General features: G+C 58.1%; 16 protein-coding genes. All 16 read right to left on the reverse strand.

The window, feature by feature from the left end; translation table 11 throughout:
- Window positions 1-50: 50 nt before the first annotated feature.
- A complete protein-coding gene (gene excA, locus N1689_RS20895; protein WP_260060094.1) occupies window positions 51-716 on the reverse strand; it encodes a plasmid IncI1-type surface exclusion protein ExcA in 666 nt (221 codons plus the stop codon).
- A gap of 66 nt (window positions 717-782) precedes the next feature.
- Window positions 783-2,918: a DotA/TraY family protein gene (locus tag N1689_RS20900; protein ID WP_260060096.1), complete on the reverse strand. Its 2,136-nt coding sequence runs from the start codon at window positions 2,916-2,918 to the stop codon at window positions 783-785.
- Window positions 2,919-3,345: 427 nt separating this feature from the next.
- On the reverse strand, window positions 3,346-3,549 hold the full coding sequence (locus tag N1689_RS20905; RefSeq protein WP_107320554.1) for an Hha/YmoA family nucleoid-associated regulatory protein: 204 nt from the start codon (window positions 3,547-3,549) through the stop codon (window positions 3,346-3,348).
- Window positions 3,549-3,962 (reverse strand): hypothetical protein, encoded by a 414-nt coding sequence (locus N1689_RS20910; protein ID WP_260060098.1) that lies wholly within the window; start codon window positions 3,960-3,962, stop codon window positions 3,549-3,551. Before N1689_RS20910 ends, N1689_RS20905 begins: the two co-directional genes overlap by 1 nt.
- Before the next feature lie 21 nt (window positions 3,963-3,983).
- Window positions 3,984-4,391: a hypothetical protein gene (locus N1689_RS20915; protein ID WP_260060099.1), complete on the reverse strand. Its 408-nt coding sequence runs from the start codon at window positions 4,389-4,391 to the stop codon at window positions 3,984-3,986.
- A complete protein-coding gene (gene traX, locus N1689_RS20920; RefSeq protein ID WP_260060101.1) occupies window positions 4,381-4,950 on the reverse strand; it encodes a conjugal transfer protein TraX in 570 nt (189 codons plus the stop codon). The genes N1689_RS20915 and traX overlap by 11 nt, the downstream gene beginning before the upstream one ends.
- Before the next feature lie 13 nt (window positions 4,951-4,963).
- Window positions 4,964-5,734: a prepilin peptidase-dependent protein gene (locus N1689_RS20925; protein ID WP_260060103.1), complete on the reverse strand. Its 771-nt coding sequence runs from the start codon at window positions 5,732-5,734 to the stop codon at window positions 4,964-4,966.
- A 16-nt stretch (window positions 5,735-5,750) separates the two neighbouring features.
- Window positions 5,751-6,974, reverse strand: a complete 1,224-nt coding sequence (gene traW, locus N1689_RS20930) for a conjugal transfer protein TraW (RefSeq protein WP_260060104.1) — start codon at window positions 6,972-6,974, stop codon at window positions 5,751-5,753.
- A gap of 18 nt (window positions 6,975-6,992) precedes the next feature.
- The gene (locus N1689_RS20935) at window positions 6,993-10,043 is read right to left on the reverse strand and encodes an ATP-binding protein (RefSeq protein WP_260060106.1); all 3,051 of its coding nucleotides are present in this window, start codon (window positions 10,041-10,043) and stop codon (window positions 6,993-6,995) included.
- Window positions 10,015-10,638 carry a conjugal transfer protein gene (locus N1689_RS20940; RefSeq protein ID WP_260060108.1) on the reverse strand — a complete coding sequence of 208 codons (624 nt, stop codon included), beginning with the start codon at window positions 10,636-10,638 and terminating at the stop codon, window positions 10,015-10,017. The genes N1689_RS20935 and N1689_RS20940 overlap by 29 nt, the downstream gene beginning before the upstream one ends.
- Window positions 10,639-10,750: 112 nt before the next feature.
- Window positions 10,751-11,089, reverse strand: coding sequence for a hypothetical protein (locus tag N1689_RS20945; RefSeq protein WP_260060110.1), 339 nt, complete (start codon window positions 11,087-11,089; stop codon window positions 10,751-10,753).
- 63 nt (window positions 11,090-11,152) lie between these two features.
- The gene (locus tag N1689_RS20950) at window positions 11,153-11,539 is read right to left on the reverse strand and encodes a DUF6750 family protein (protein ID WP_260060112.1); all 387 of its coding nucleotides are present in this window, start codon (window positions 11,537-11,539) and stop codon (window positions 11,153-11,155) included.
- A 73-nt stretch (window positions 11,540-11,612) separates the two neighbouring features.
- On the reverse strand, window positions 11,613-12,152 hold the full coding sequence (gene traQ, locus N1689_RS20955; RefSeq protein WP_163658933.1) for a conjugal transfer protein TraQ: 540 nt from the start codon (window positions 12,150-12,152) through the stop codon (window positions 11,613-11,615).
- A 9-nt stretch (window positions 12,153-12,161) separates the two neighbouring features.
- A complete protein-coding gene (gene traP / locus N1689_RS20960) occupies window positions 12,162-12,902 on the reverse strand; it encodes a conjugal transfer protein TraP (RefSeq protein WP_260060115.1) in 741 nt (246 codons plus the stop codon).
- Window positions 12,895-14,202: a conjugal transfer protein TraO gene (gene traO, locus N1689_RS20965; RefSeq protein ID WP_260060116.1), complete on the reverse strand. Its 1,308-nt coding sequence runs from the start codon at window positions 14,200-14,202 to the stop codon at window positions 12,895-12,897. The genes traP and traO overlap by 8 nt, the downstream gene beginning before the upstream one ends.
- A gap of 2 nt (window positions 14,203-14,204) precedes the next feature.
- Window positions 14,205-15,017: a DotH/IcmK family type IV secretion protein gene (locus N1689_RS20970; RefSeq protein ID WP_311202152.1), complete on the reverse strand. Its 813-nt coding sequence runs from the start codon at window positions 15,015-15,017 to the stop codon at window positions 14,205-14,207.
- Window positions 15,018-15,040: the final 23 nt, after the last annotated feature.

Below are 15,040 nucleotides of genomic sequence, written 5' to 3' on the forward strand. Positions count from 1 at the left end.
ACCGGCGCGGGGCCGGTGTCAGAGGAAAAACGTCAGGATGTCAGGATGAATCAGATAACCTGCGGGACCACCACGTTGTGTTCAAACTCAACAAAGCGGCTTTGAATGCCTACATGCAGTGGCCAGGGCTCTTTAGGAAACGATTCAACGTAGCTTTTATGGCTCATCGCACCCAGCGTACTGAACAGCTCTTTGGCCACGAGTGGATGAGCGTTGATGCTCAGCACAGGTACCTCAGGATTCTTCGTATTAATGCGCAGCGTATTGCCTTCCAGCTCGCGCTCAGTCCAGTCATCCATAGTGAGACCGATTACATCAACGAGACCTTTTTTCACCAGATGGATGTACAGAATATTGCCGGATTTTATATCGACACCCAAATACTGACCACGACCTGCATCCATCACCTGATGCTGCCTGAGCGGGCTGAAACGCTCGTTACTCGTGAGCAACTTAACCATTTTTTCAAGCTGGCGACGGCGGGACACTTTCCCATAGCGACGAAAAGCTAAGGGAACGATAAGAGCAATCCAGACTAAAATAAAAAAGCCAGCCATAGCGGGATCATCATGACCGCCCGGTTGTTTACCTAAATAGATCATCAGGCTCGCTGCCGTGAAAAAAAACAGACACGGTAGTGCCATAAAATAATAGATAAACCTCACAATAACCCAAAAACTTTCAGCTTTAGAATCATGTCTTTGCACTGATTTCATGGCAGCCTCCTGCGGCAATTCCTCTGATTAAATTATACGCACGACTGTAAATAAAGCCAGGTGTAATTACTTAATCCCATCTTCTTTTGGTGAACCGCTATTAGGTGATTTTTGCAGGCCTGGAACTCTACGAGCGCCGCCACCTGCAGCCGCAAACATCCCCTTAACGTCATCAACCAGTCCGCCCATGATTCCTGCCATACCTGCACCGCCCAGGAAGGTAATCACATAATCCGCAAGCGTGGCCTGAAGGCCAAATACGCGCGTAACACCGAAAGTCGCTATACGTGCGTAAATTAGCAACCAGCCAATCATTTTCACTAATCCCATAATTGAATCAGCATTAGCATTTGCTAATCCAGTCCCGAACAGCAGGTTCAGGAGTGTTCCTCCTGCCATCACCGCTACAGATGCAAAGAAGAACCCGAGCACCATTAGTGAGGGACGCAGCATCATGTCGATAAGAAAGATATAGCCATATGCGCTGCGGCTTCCCTTATCTTCCTCGGCCCCTAAATGTGTAGCCGACCACATCGGCCCTGCAGCACAACCCACCATGACGCTGACAATCCAGTTAAAGACTCCGACCATCCAGTACAGGAAAGGTACCGCAGGCAGGAAGACTGCAAGGGAAAACCCTACTGCAAAAAGAAGTAACATGACGAAGTAAAAAGGCGTCGAAAGTTCCGTCAGAACATCTTTAACAACAGCTCCCGGATTAACGAATAGTAACCCTCCAATTTTGCCTAACACTGAATTATCAGCAGTAGATGCCGCCGCAAGTGTCAATGTATAAGCAGCTAAGGCTGTCTCAGTGGCGCCCAGGGTAAAGTCACCGATAATTTGCATCTTGATTAGAGGATTAACCTGATGTGAGAAATCCGCATCAGTCCCAAATTCATTTGTAGCTATTGCTGTTGTGATTTTCTGCATCGGACTTTTATAAAAGCTCACGAATACAGCGCTTGAGTCAGTTGCGTTTAGTGCAGCCCCATCATCTTTAGACGTCTGCGTACCCAGCGGAGCCGTATAAGTGCTGTTCTGCAACTGTGACCGATAGGCCGTAAACACCTGATGATATAGGTCACCGGTTCCAGTCTCTCCTTGCAGACTCGCTCCAGAAGTTACCGGAGCTGCATTGGCCACTTCATTCGTTTTGCTATTGGCCGTCGCAAACGTATTGTACCAAGCACCCAGCGAAATCCAGCCGTAGGTTTTGAGCTGCGCTGTCAGCTGACTCTGCAGCGAGTCCTTGTAGTTCAGCTGGTTCAGCGCATTATTCACCGTAGTCTCATACGCAGCCGCTGCGTTCTGAATACTTGTTTCAGGGTCAGCCAGCGTTCCGCTGTCCTGGTCACGCCGGCTTAAATAACTGGTGACATAAGCTTGTGCGGCTGCATCGAGCGTGGACTGCATGGTATCCAGTGCCCCACGCGACGCCGTAGTGACACTGGCTGTATTTACCGCTGATCCAAACAGGCTATCTATAACGCCGGTCGAAGGCTCCGGGATGCGGGCACTGCCGCATAGCGCACTGCCGTTGCCAGTGGTGTAGTCGCCGTTCCCGCCCTTAGTCTGCATGAGCGCCGTCCGCGCCTGACCGTCCTGATAGAGCGAGGACAGTTCACTGTTGGTTGCGTACTTACACAGGTTCATCTCAAACACTGCGCGCGCCGCCGATCGCGTGGAGGGTGCCGTGGGCTGCACGACCAGCGACATGCCGCTGCTTATCAAGTCGGCCGCCTTATCTGTAAACAGATTAGCGCTGCCAATGCCCATGGTCGATGCCGCCCACAACATGACCAGCTGCGACAATGACCAGCCCGAGGCGGTCGGAATGAGTGTAATAAAGCCAGCAAAACTCATCACCGGGTGCAGCATTGAGCGACCGGCGCTGAAAACTTTACCGTCCTGCCCACCTTTAAATAAGGTTTTTAGCGTAACGATTAGGAACCATACCAGTGCCACCGCGCACAGCACGCCGTTCAGCAGCGCAAACAGCGACCCGATAAGTGTGGCCTGCCCGGGCTGAAACGGTGTGAGTACCACGTCGCCGAAAATCATAACCAGCGCCTGACGGGAAAGGTCACCTGTCTTGCTGGCGGCATCGCTGATGGTCTGGTAGTCCACGCCGTCGGCTAACGCTGGGCAGGACGCGGCGCACAGCAAAGCCGCCGCCTGAATTTTAGTCAAGAGCTTCATGATTTACCTGCGGGTCAGGTGCTGACCGGATAGGAAAGAGTGGATGCCGCCTGTGCGGTCATATCAGGGGGGCGTATCAGCGGCCGCAGGGGAGTGCAGCGACGTCTCGCAGGATAAGGTTCATATAGCGCTTAGATACGTCTGCCGTACTGCTAATCAGACAGATAACGATGACAACAACAGTCGCCGGAAGCACTAGCGCGCATGCTGTCCCAATAAGGCCCAGATAACCCAAGATAACCCATCCCGTAGGGGGCAAGTCTCCTGTAAAAGCAGCCTCCAAAAGGGGCTGTGCCTGCGACCTGCATAAGAACATGACAAGCACTATACCGCCCACCAGGGCGATGAAGCTCAGTGCGTTTTTAAACATGATATGTGTTCCTGATTATGCCAGCTGATTACCGGCTGAGGGCGGCGTCAGAAAGGGTTACTTCACAAAATGCCACACGTGCTGCGGTACACGATCAAACAATTTACCCGTAGCGAGCTCCGCTTTACGGTGATCATATGCCTGTGTCATCACAAATATTTCGGCAGCATCTCCGGTGTAACTCACGTGTTCATAAACCTTTTCGAGCGTGTCCGAATTATGAATACGGCGGAATTTATACAACCATTCAGTTCGGGTCATTAATCACCTCCGTTCGATACGCACCGCAGGGTGCAGATAAACCGGCTAACCGCAGCTGGCTCAAACAGCAGCTGCCCTTCAGACCTGACAGGAACAGGCAGCGTAATACCACGCAGCCGCTTACCACTACAGACAGCCTGCCAGAGAGCCAGCGGCGCGATGTCTGCCTGTTTTGCAAAAGCATCGAGCGTCATTAGCGGTGCTCCAGAGGAATCGGCGTTGTTATCCGGTTCCCGACCGTGCCATCGCGCTGCAAAATCCATGGCCTCGGTCTGATCGAACATTACGGCTGCGCCGCGCACCTGTATGCGGACAGGCAGCCTCATGCCATCCAGCTCACCTGTCGTGCGTACAGCGTGAAGCAACTCTCCTGACCTTACTCTCAGCAGGTCGGCAAACACATCAAGTTGCATATACATTGCTTTACTCCTTTTTCAAAATCCCGGCAGTTGACCAGTAGATCGTACGAAGGCGACAGCTAATCCTGCAGCAAAGATCAGAAATAACAGCAAATACCGAAACTCCAGTGAACACACAATAAAATAAGCGTACGAGTCCGCATCGGCTTCGTCCTGCACAGGAAGCAACATGACAACCGCATTCTCAAGCACAGTGATCTCCTGCTCATTTGCGCCAGAGACCCGTAGGCTGTGACGCGCTTTGCGCAACTGGCCAAGAGCCTCAGTAGTGTGCTGCTGGGCGTTAAAGACTTCCCGTTCCCGGATGGCGCGTCGCGCACTGTGTAACAGGTTTAAAATAGTTTCCTTTCGCTCACCCAGACGGGCGTTATCCAGCAACGTTATCAACTGGATAAGAACCTGTTCACGCTTTTTACTTCTCATAGATTTTTACTCCCGTAAGCAGGCCGCCGCTCAGCACCTGACGGCACCATCGCGTCTCCTGCAGGTAATCCTGAAAACTGCCTCTTTCTGACGTCGAAACCCGCCTCTCCGTGAGCTGCCACAGGCGATAGCTCACCGCCAGTGCCTGCACGAAGCCGGTCAGGGCGAGCAGCAGGAGCACGATCATCACGCACCCTACTCGCAGCCAGCCGGTGCCGCCGATGCTGCTGCCTGCGGCAATCAGCATCATCAGGAAACCCATGACCGGCAGGCCGGTCAGCCACATCAGCCCCCACCAGATCCAGCGGCTAACGCGCAGGTTACGTGCAAGACGCACTGGTGTGAGACCGCTGTCTTCAACCGCCTGTGACCAGTCTGCGGGGCGATAATCTCCAGCACCACGGCCAGCAGTAACTTCCCGGATGCGCTGCCACAGGCGCGACACATTGCGCCCTGCATGACGCGTCACGCTCGATACCTCCCACGCCGGCAGAAAAATATTCAGCGCTATCCAGCCGGCGCGCTTCGGGGTCACGCGGGCTTTTTTTACATTCTCCACAGGGTTTCCTGAATCAGACGGTTTCACTGGCGCCTCCTTCTTCAGCCCTGACAGGCTCTGCGAGCGAGAACGTGACGTTATGAAGCGACGCCATTGCCTGCAGCGCGCGCATCAGAAAGCCATACACCGACGTCAGCTCGTCGCTTTCCATGCAGCGGATGTCCGGCGTCAGGAAGATGACCTGTCCCGGGCGCTGTCTCAGCGTACTGAGGCGAAATCCGGGTGCGCCCGTGAACGTTTCTGCCACGTGCGGATGGTGAAAGATGGTCATGCTGTCAGAGATGGCCAGCACCGATTCGCTGGCCCCCTCAAGCGTTAGCAACCTGCGCGCTGACTGCAGTGAAGGATGATACGGATACTGGCGGCTCCATCGTGCAATAGCCCCCCAGAGGTCATCAGCCCAGAGCTGGCCAGCCAGTGCACCAAGTCCGGAAGACTGACCGTTAAAATGTCCCGTGTCTCCGGCAAAGGCCATGACGCAGGTCATGAGGTGGCGCGTCAGATCAGTGTGGGTCGCTGGCGGAAACAGCGCGGCAGCCAGCGCTGTGGCACCGTCCCCGGCGTGCACGTGTCGCAGCGCACCCAGCGCGTCCCAGACGTCGCCTTCCTGAGTCTGACCGGGTGCCAGCCGCCAGGCCTGCCACACGTTTTTCCGGTGCGGCGCGTGCCAGAAAGCTTCCCATAATGCGCCGCAGGGGTCATTTACCAGCACCGGACCGGCGCCCGCGTCCAGCAGGGAAAAAAGTGCGTCGGCGTCCGGCGCAAAGGTCTCGATCGTTGTCATGTTCTCTCCGGAAGAATTACTGTGCGCTGACGCCGGCGCTCATCTGCGTGGACAGGGCCTGCAGCTGCGGGGCGTACTCATTTTTTGCCGCCAGGGCCAGCTGCTGGCCACTTATGATGTTGGCTTGACGCAGCTCGTTTTTGATGCCGAGCGCCAGCCAGTTGGCCAGACTCTGCTGACGAGCCATTTCGCGTGCCAGGTTGTCGCCGTCCATAGCCTGCAGGTCAGTAACCCACGCGGTATTGGCATAGCGGCGCCCGACCTCGAACGCTTCAAACTCGCGCTCGCTCATGGTGCCGGTCTGTTTGGCCTGCGCGGATGCAGTCTGCTGAAAGTAACTTTCTGCTGACGGTGCCTGCCGCGCCTCGGTGAGTGCGACCTGAGTGGCGTCCTGCGGCTGACTCGCCGCTACCATGTCGAGCTGCGGCTGCATCGCGGCACTCTGCATCGCCTTGTACTGCGTGAGCAGGCCCTGATACTCCTGACCGGTAGCGGTCTGGATTTCGCCCTTGCCCGGCGTGCGCCCCGCGTCAAGCTTCGCGGAGTTGCTTACATACGCCATTGCCGCGTCCGTCTGCGCTTGGGTAAAGGTTAGCTCCGGTGCTTTTCCCGCTTCGCCTGCGCCGTCATAGAGTGAGCGCGCCTCCGTATCGCCGCCCGGCAGGGCTGAGACACCCGGGCACAGGCCGGTGCCGCCGTAAAGCTTCGCCTCCTCCGCCGTACAGTAGGCAGCATGAATAAGCGCGCTACGGTAGCCGCCCTGCCGGGGTGCAACGGGCAGACTGGCCAGCGTTTCACGCACGGCCCTGCTCGAAACCCCGCCGCCACCGGCCAGCCTTGATGCCGACGCCCGGGTTGCCTGACTCACCTGCGCAGCCGTACCGGAGGCCGACTCGCTGCAGATGGCGTCCGGCACCGAGTAGGCCGACCGCGCCTTCTCCAACCGGTCCACCTGGCGGTTAAAGTTGTCCGCCTCGCGCTGTGTACGCGCTGCTTCTGTAATGGCTGTGGTGGTTTTGTCTGAGGACTGCACCACTGCCGTACCGGTTTCCTTCTCAGCCGACAGGATTTCAGCCAGCGTTGCCTGCATAGTCTGCAGCGCCGGCACGACCAGCGTCTCAGTCGGGACGCTGCTCAATTCCTCAGTGGGATAGGCCAGTGCGCAAGGGGAAAGCGCCGCCAGCACGCAGGCGGCAAGCCACCTGCGCCCCGCGGGGCGCCAATGTGTGGATGATTGCATGTCAGAACTCCAGAAGGGTCAGAGGTCGTAGCCCTGTTGATCGATAAGCTCGGTGGCAAGCGCGCGGATAACGCTCTCTCCGCCCGTTTCGCCAGCAGTGCGGCGGCGGTGCTCTATGAATTTTTCAGCACTGCCATTAGGGAAGAAGCGTCCGAGAATGCGGCGGGATGTTTCGGCGCCAACATCTTTCTCAAGAGTGCGGCGCAGCGACATATCTACCGGCGTGGTGCTGTGACCCCACAGCTCCTCCGGGCCTACTGTGTTTTTCATAATGTGGGCAATGGTGCTGCCCCCTTTGATGCGGAAGATACCAAGGAATGGCACGCCGCTGCCGTCGGCTGCGGGACCGCTGCCAATGCGCTCAAAGCGGTCCAGCGTCACGTTCGGCACTTTAAAGCGCTCCTGCAGTAGCTTGCGATCTTCCGGGTCAACACCAACCATATAGACGTTGTTCGCAGACTGGCGAAGCGCATCGGGCATGTCTCGGAAGTACTGCGAGGACAGCACGGTACGCACACCAAACTTTCTCTCCTCGCGGTTGTCGGTCTCAAGCATAGGGAAGATAAAGGGCACACCTTTGGCGTTATGCAGTTCGTCGTATTGTTTGGTTTTGACCTCTTCATCAAGCTGTTGAACGCGGGCGCGGTGTATCGCATGCCAGCGTTCGTGCAATTCAGGGAAAAGCTCGTCCTGATACTGCGGCAGCACGAAGTCACCGCCAGCAATATGTCCGGCGAACAGATACATCATGCCAGTCTGCAGGTAACCCGCCGGAGACTTGTCGCCAGCGACATACTGAATGTCGACCGTGATGACTCGAGCCTTCGGACTTATCATGAAGCGCGTGCGTCCGGCAAACATGCGGTACTGCGCGCAGGCGTCACGTAGGCATCGGGCGATATATTCAATTAGCGGCTCGTTGCTGCCGTCGCGCTGAATATTGCCGTACATACTCCTGTAATCTTCGCTGAGCAGCCGGGGTGCCATGTCGGCAAGCTCCGGCACTGCCTGGAACTGTGCACGCTGCGACGCAACCGTGTGGCCGGCGTCCTGCAGCAGGTCACGCACTTCATACCAGGAGGCGTTTTCGCGGTAGTCCGGATGCGCCTCCCATATACCGGCATCACTCAGCGCCGTATCAACCTCCGGCACAAGCCCTGGCTCGTAGCGCCGCGGATCCTCACGGCACGCCTTAAATGAATCGCTGACCAGACGACGCAGGATCATTGGCGAATCGCGACCGTTGGGTGGTATGCCGGTTCCGGGGTCAATACAGAGCGCCGACAAGGCGTTCAGCATAAATGTTGACTCGTAACTCAGCGGCGCAGTCAGGCCCAGCTGGATATCAAACAGGTTTCGACAGTGCGTTGCATCGTTGCGCAGGACAATGCTGAGCACCTCATCATGACGCTCCGGCGGTAGCCCTGCATGCAGTATTGACACCATGCCCACGGAGCTGAACCCTTTATCGATGCCGGCATAGAAGGGAAGCTGCTTCTGGGCGGACATTGCGAGAATAATTGACTGACGGTTGATCAGTACCGATTTTCCGCCGCCGGATTCGCCCGCCACGATAGTGGTTTTCTTGGTCTGATTAGACGCTGCGAGTGCCACTGGCATCAGCCTGCCGTCAGGCGAGATAAACATCGCGTTGCCTTCTTCACTCCATGCGGTAGTCGGACGGGTGAGTGGCATCAGGTTCAGCGCCTCGGACAGCGGCGGATACATCAGGCACGGTCCGCTTGCCGCAGATGACGCTGTGAGTGTGGCCACCCATGCCTTTACCGGATCACCAAAGGTCTGGGTCACGCCACAGATCCCCCATGAAGTCAGCGCCTGCTGTAGCAGCGTGAGGTTGCGCGTCACGGTCTCCGGCGAATCTCCCCAGGTTGCAGCGGTGATGGTCATTACGCATACCGGCTCGTGCATCTCGCGCTCGGCCAGCAGAGAAATCGACTGAAAAATCGGCTTCAGCCCCGGCACCCACTCAGTAAAGCTTAAGACTGCCTGTTTACCGCCCAGCCGGTGCATGCCGCCCGGCATCAGGTCCTGACGGATACGGAACGGAACGCTGCGCGGAATAAGCTCGCGAAGCTTTGCAAAACTTTGCGGATTCTGCGGCCCAAGATTCACTGCCACCGTACCGTGCCATACACCGTTAATTTTCAGTAGGTTATTGCGAATCTCGTCGACGTATGTACCCATCACCTGAAAGTTCAGCCAGGGTGCCAGTAGCGCTGTTGCATCTGCCCCCTGGCGCACCCCGCGGGGAATAATGCGGTCATCGGGAAGCAAAGGTTGCCAGGCAGCGCCAGTGCCCGGATCAATCTGCGTGCGCAGCACGCGACCTGCCTCATGGGCATCGATGCGGCGCATTAGCACACCCTTACCACTGTCGCCCAGCGCGCGTTCCACCTGCGAAAGAAAAGCGTCATGACGGATTTTAAGTCCCGCCAGTTCGGTAATCAGCGGGTTCTGCCCGAATGCAGCGGTGGGGCTTGCCTTCATAAGGTCACTAAGACGTGCATTTTCATCACGCAATTCGTGCCCAGCCAGCACGCCGCGCCCGGTATAGCACACAAGCCAGGTGCGTTCGCGGTTCACCCATGGCTTGAGCTTTTGCACCTGTTCGTCGAGCAGATACTGCAGCTTCAGTCCGGTACGCTTCAGAGACTGATACTGTGGCAGCAGCAGCCGCCTGACTTCGTCCGCGCCCCCGGCAGGATCGCACTCGTGCACGATGCTGATACGGTGTCCCATGTAGCGATAGTGCGCGGTCAGCGTCTCGGTCATACGCTGCAGGCGACCCTGCCACGAGTCATCATGCGAGGACGCCAGATTTTCGTCAGATTCACGGTAGCTGCCTGAGATTTCAAACACCGAGAGGTAGTCGCCTTTGTGCGTAACCATGATGTACGGCGCGCTCAGCTCCGGGTGGCGGATGCGGTCGTCTTCGGTCAGGCGCACCACAGTTTCGAGGTCACCGTAATCAGGCAGATCGCGCGACACGGCAAAGCGCGTTGCAGCGGTGATGATTTCTTCAGTCCAGCGGATGAGGCGGTTTGGCATACAGGTCGCTCCGGGTATAGGTATTCCAGGCCGGGGTATGCACGGCGCTTTCAGCGGTGCGCCCCATCGGCAGCAGCAGGGTAATGTCGCTGAATACGTCAGCGGGCAATATAAGCACGCAGCCTTCAAGCCGCTGCTGCATGAGTTTCCGCTTCAGAGGGGGCAGCCGCGCAAAGGCTGCGGCAAACTCCGGCGCGCGGGATGTACCCCACTCGGCCTCGACCTCACGCGCATGGCGGGCGAGCCAATTCCAGACTCTGCGTGACTCTTTGCGCACCGCTTTAATTTCGCTGTGCAGCCCGATAAGCGCACGGCGCTGCAGGTTAATGAGGTCGGCCGGCTGCGCGTCGGGCAGCCAGGCAAGGTGTCCGTGTGCTGCCGTCGGGCTGTCCAAATTCAGGGTCAGCCAGCAGAGTGTGCAGAGCGGCTGCGCATCCGGGCCCTGCCAGAGACGCTGCGCGCGAGTACCGCAACAGCGGCAGGAAGAGCCGGCGTTTGCAGGTATTGGCCTCGGTGGAGTTTCTTCGCCGCTGACGTCCGGAGTGAGCGGCAGCAGTGAACCCGCCGCCGAGACCGGGGCGTGATTAGGATTCATGGTGATACCCTGTCGGAAATGAAAAATTAGAGGGGGATAATGTCAGTCAGAAGAAATGGCTACTGGTCAGCTAATCCACATCAATGCTGCCGCAGAAACCAGTGTAGTGCGCTTAACGGCGAAATGGACGGGATAGAGCCGCCATACTCTCCCACTGTGGCCAGCCCGTTTTGGGCTGCACACTACAGTAGGACTCGCTGCCGCCCACCATTGCCTCCGCTCCCTGACTGTAGGCTTTACCCTCCAGCCAGCAGGTACCGGTTCCGGCGCTCTGGTTCAGCTGCCCCAGTACCTGCTGCAGGTGGCTGTCGATAACCTGCGCAGTGACGTTCAGTTGGTCGAGCTTCCTGCTGACGTCAGCATCACTCACCGGCTGGCTGGCAAACGCACCGGCACACAGGCAGGCAGATAACGTGAAGGCTGAGGCAGTGCGAATTAAGTTTTTCATCATGGAACTCCGGAGGAATTAACAGGAGATGTGCAAGAATGCCGCCCCGCAGGGCGGCAGGGGGCGTTAACTGATTGAAACCGGTGAGAGCCCCACCTGCGTCATGCCGCGCTTAATGATTTCCGTGATCCCGATAGCCAGTAACCCACCGCCGATAGCCAGAACAATCATCCAGGCCTTAATCTGTGGATTGTTCTTCATGGCCTTGATCGAAAGGAGCCCGCCGGCGACGGCAAAGAAACCGATGACCTGAATGATGATGATCCCGCTGGTCTGGATAGATTTGGCACCTTCGGCTGCACTTTTACCCATATCTGCCAGGTCACCGTCAGCCATGGCCAACGGAGAGATGAGTGCGGCCCAGGCGTAAACGCCACGCAGGGTGAGCTGACGCAGGTTTTCAGACAACATAAGGGCGCGGGCAAAGGCCGCGCGGTAAAGGCGAGTAAGCATGGTGTTTTCCTTTAAATGATGGCCGGATGGCCAGTTGAGTTCGTCCGTGTGGACGTAAGACTGAACGGCTGCGTCAGAGCAGGCCGAGTGTTTTCTGTAAGGCGTCAAGCAGATAGGGGTTACACACAAACATCACGCCGATAATAAATTTGACTGTGCCGCTGCTGACGTCGTTGCCCGCAGTCAAGCCGGAATGGCCGTCTTTCCGGGAACGACGCCACATCAGAACGCCGGAGAGGACGAACCACACACCTATCATTCGCAGCAGGCTCAGCAGGGCGTTGGCGGCGACGGCCCCCTGACCGAAGGTGCCCTGGTCAACATAACTGATGGCGTCAAATGAAACCTGCCACCCCACCTGACGCGCCCCCGCGCCAATAAGTTGATCCAGTCCTACCAGGCAGCCGCACAGCAGTATCCAGGCCACCACTGCGCCGCCGCTCGCCGACTGCCCGGGTGCTTTGCGGGCAAGCCAGGACTGACGGGCAAGAAACCCGCCGGCTCCCAGTACACCGAACAACGATCCCAGCGTCAGGGCCAGGGAGATGAAAGTGCTCTGCAGCCCGGAGGCAAGGTTAGAAAGCATCTGGATGCCGTCAAGAGAACTGCCCATGACGCCTCCTTAGCGAAGCACGCCAGCGCTGGTCATAACGCTGCGCTCCGCCGAGCTGATATCGCGCACTGTCACACCGCCCAGGCTGTCTCCCGGCTGCACGGCATAGGTTCTGCCCTGCCAGCTCACCCATGCCATACCTTCCTGAAGACTTTCCAGCCGCATGCCAGCAAGCGCTGAGCGTTTTACTTTTTGCCCTGTGGCAGGCCGGGAGGCATCTGCAGCAGGACGGACTGCCAGTACGGTGACAAGATTGCCCAGCCGCACGTTCTCCTGCGCCACTCCATCAAGCTGCTGCTGCAGCGCCGACAGTGCCTTAGTCTGTGCCCGCACTGTGTCAGAAAGGCGCGTAATAGCTTCACGATTCGCCGCCTCAAACTCCCGCCCCTCACGGAGAATTGAGACAAGGTCATCCGGCACGCTGCCGGCAGCAGGTGCCGTATTCACGGTCGCGGGAACGCTGAGCCCGCCGGTCTGCAGCGGTACCGGTGCAGAGGCTGCAGGTGACTGGACAGCTTCCAGCCCGGCGTCCTGACCAAACGCACGCTGGCTGGCATCCTGCGAGGAAGAAGCGGGCCAGAACAGGTACCATGCCGTGCCGCCCAGCCCCAGAAAGATAACGATTATCCAGGGCAGCGAGTAGCCCAGAAACACCGGGCGCGTCAGCAGACTCTGTTTTTTTGCAGCGAGCGGTGACGCGGCTGGAGCCACAGGTGCAGTTTCTGCCGGCTGCGGATCAAATTCATTCACGGGCGTTTCCTCTCTGTTCAGCGGCGCGGATGCGCGCCTGCGTTTCCGCGCGAAGGTCTGCGGCGGTAGGTGTCGGATTGCTGCTTAATGAGTCAGACGTTCTGAGGCTGCCAGATGAGGACATGACTCCCTGCGGTGATTCAGCATCGGTGCTGTACACGCCTCGCATAAACTGGATGGCCACCACTTCGCCATTTTTCACCGTTACGGTACGATCCGGCAGTCGCGCGGCATCGCTGGCCAGCACCTGTGCCGCCTGCTCCGCCGTACCACCTGCAATGACCCCGGCGACTGCTGTTCCATCCGGCGTGGAGGGACGTGTGGTAACGGTATTAAAGCCATTGCTCAGCAGCTGCGTATTGGCCTGCGCGTAAAGCTGACCTGTTGCGCCAATTCCCTTAAAGATTGCAGGCAGCACAATGCGTCGGACATAGTGATGCTCAACGTCAGTCGCGATGTTGGCTACGAGCGTGTCATCCTGCAGCGCGTAAGCATCTACTTTGTAGTTCTGTCCGTTCAGCGCCATGGTGGTGAAGTGAATAATCACGCCATCGCCGGACAGCTTCGCCCCCGCGGGCGCCTGCAGCACCGCGCCAGCGTACTGACCTGTGGTGATCCGGCCCAGCACCGGCGTGGTGCCGTTGTCAGAGTTAACCCCGGTGTAAATCTCACCCGGCCCGCGCCAGTATGGCGCCACTACAACAGAGGCCGGCGGTGTGTTCTCGATGGCATGACGGCTGCGCGCGGCGGCCTGCTGTGCATAGCTGCCAGGCTGCGAATCACGCCAGCTTGCCCAGCTACTCTCTTTTCCTCCCAGCAGCTGAGCCGTCGGCAGCTCATCTGTTTTCGGCTCCATCTGCATCTTTGCAAGCAAAGCATTCAGCGACTTTGTACGGGTCTCAGCCAGCGATTTTTCCTGCTCCTGTGTTCGGCCGCCGGCCTGCTGTCGCGGTGGAGGCGTAGACGTCGCAGCAGGAGCCACAACTACAGCAGATTTAGGCGTCACCACATCCTGCTGCGCCGGAATGCTGGCAATGAAGCTCGTGTTCCGGGCAGCGGCGGCCTGCGCGCCCAGTGCGTTGCTTTCACGCAGCCGGTCCCGGTAGTCAGGCTGCTCCTGTGCGCCCACCTGTGCGGTACTTGCAAGGCGGGTCAGATTGACATTTGAGGGCTCGATCGCCGGTGCGGCAAAGTAGCTCCACAGCCAGTAGCCGCCGCCTGCGAATATCACAATGCCACCCGCTATCAGACTTATCATCAGGCGGATGTTGCTGCCGCCGGTATTCTGTTGATCGCTCATGATTACTCCAGGGCAATACTGAGGGCTTCGGTACGCCCATCAACGGAGAAGGCCACACGCGGCGTCAGCGGAAGCTTCCACAAATGCGTGCCGTCGGCGGAGGATAGCGTGGTGTCAAACTCGTCGCGGATGTCCGCGCGCGAACGAATGTAGAGATCGTCGCCCTGCTGCCACACCGCGGTGTCGGGCACGCTGCCGGTCACCTTCAGGCGCTTTGCGCCCGATGGCGGCACGCCGTCCAGAAACGCCTGCAGCACGTCGTCGTGCAGCCCGATACGTGACGGTCCCGGCGCGTCTGGAGCTGCGCCTGGACCGCGGCGAGGGATCCGCAAGTCAAGGCGCGCATCCACCGTCCAGGTTTTTTTGGCGGTGTCAGCCTCGCCGCTCATCACGCTTATCTGAATCGGCACCGGCAGGCCTTCCAGTCCTACAGTCACCAGCGTGTTCACGAAATCGCGCTTTGCAGTGATGACCATAAAGGACATACCCGGTATCCACTTCACTTCAATATCAGCGGAGCCAGAGACCGGTTCACCTAAGATTTTCCAGGGCGCGCCCGTACTGTCAATAAAGCTCACCGTGGCGGGCCAGTTTACGGCGGTACGCACCAGCGGCAGGCTCGCGCCCGGCTGCAGACTCACAGTCTGTGCGCTGATGCGCGGCACCGCTGTGATACCCGGCGTAGCCAGCGCCCGGTTCTGTTCGGTCTGCTGCGCGCGCAGCTGGCGGATTTCATCCGGCGTCAGAGGAGATATCCGGTCAGTAACCCTGTGGACAAAAGCGCAGCGGCCGCAGTATCTGCGTACAGACAGCAGGCGGTCATAAAATGACCGCCCCG

It is taken from the genome of Pantoea sp. XY16, assembly GCF_025153065.1.
Taxonomy (GTDB): Bacteria; Pseudomonadota; Gammaproteobacteria; order Enterobacterales; family Enterobacteriaceae; genus Pantoea; species Pantoea alfalfae.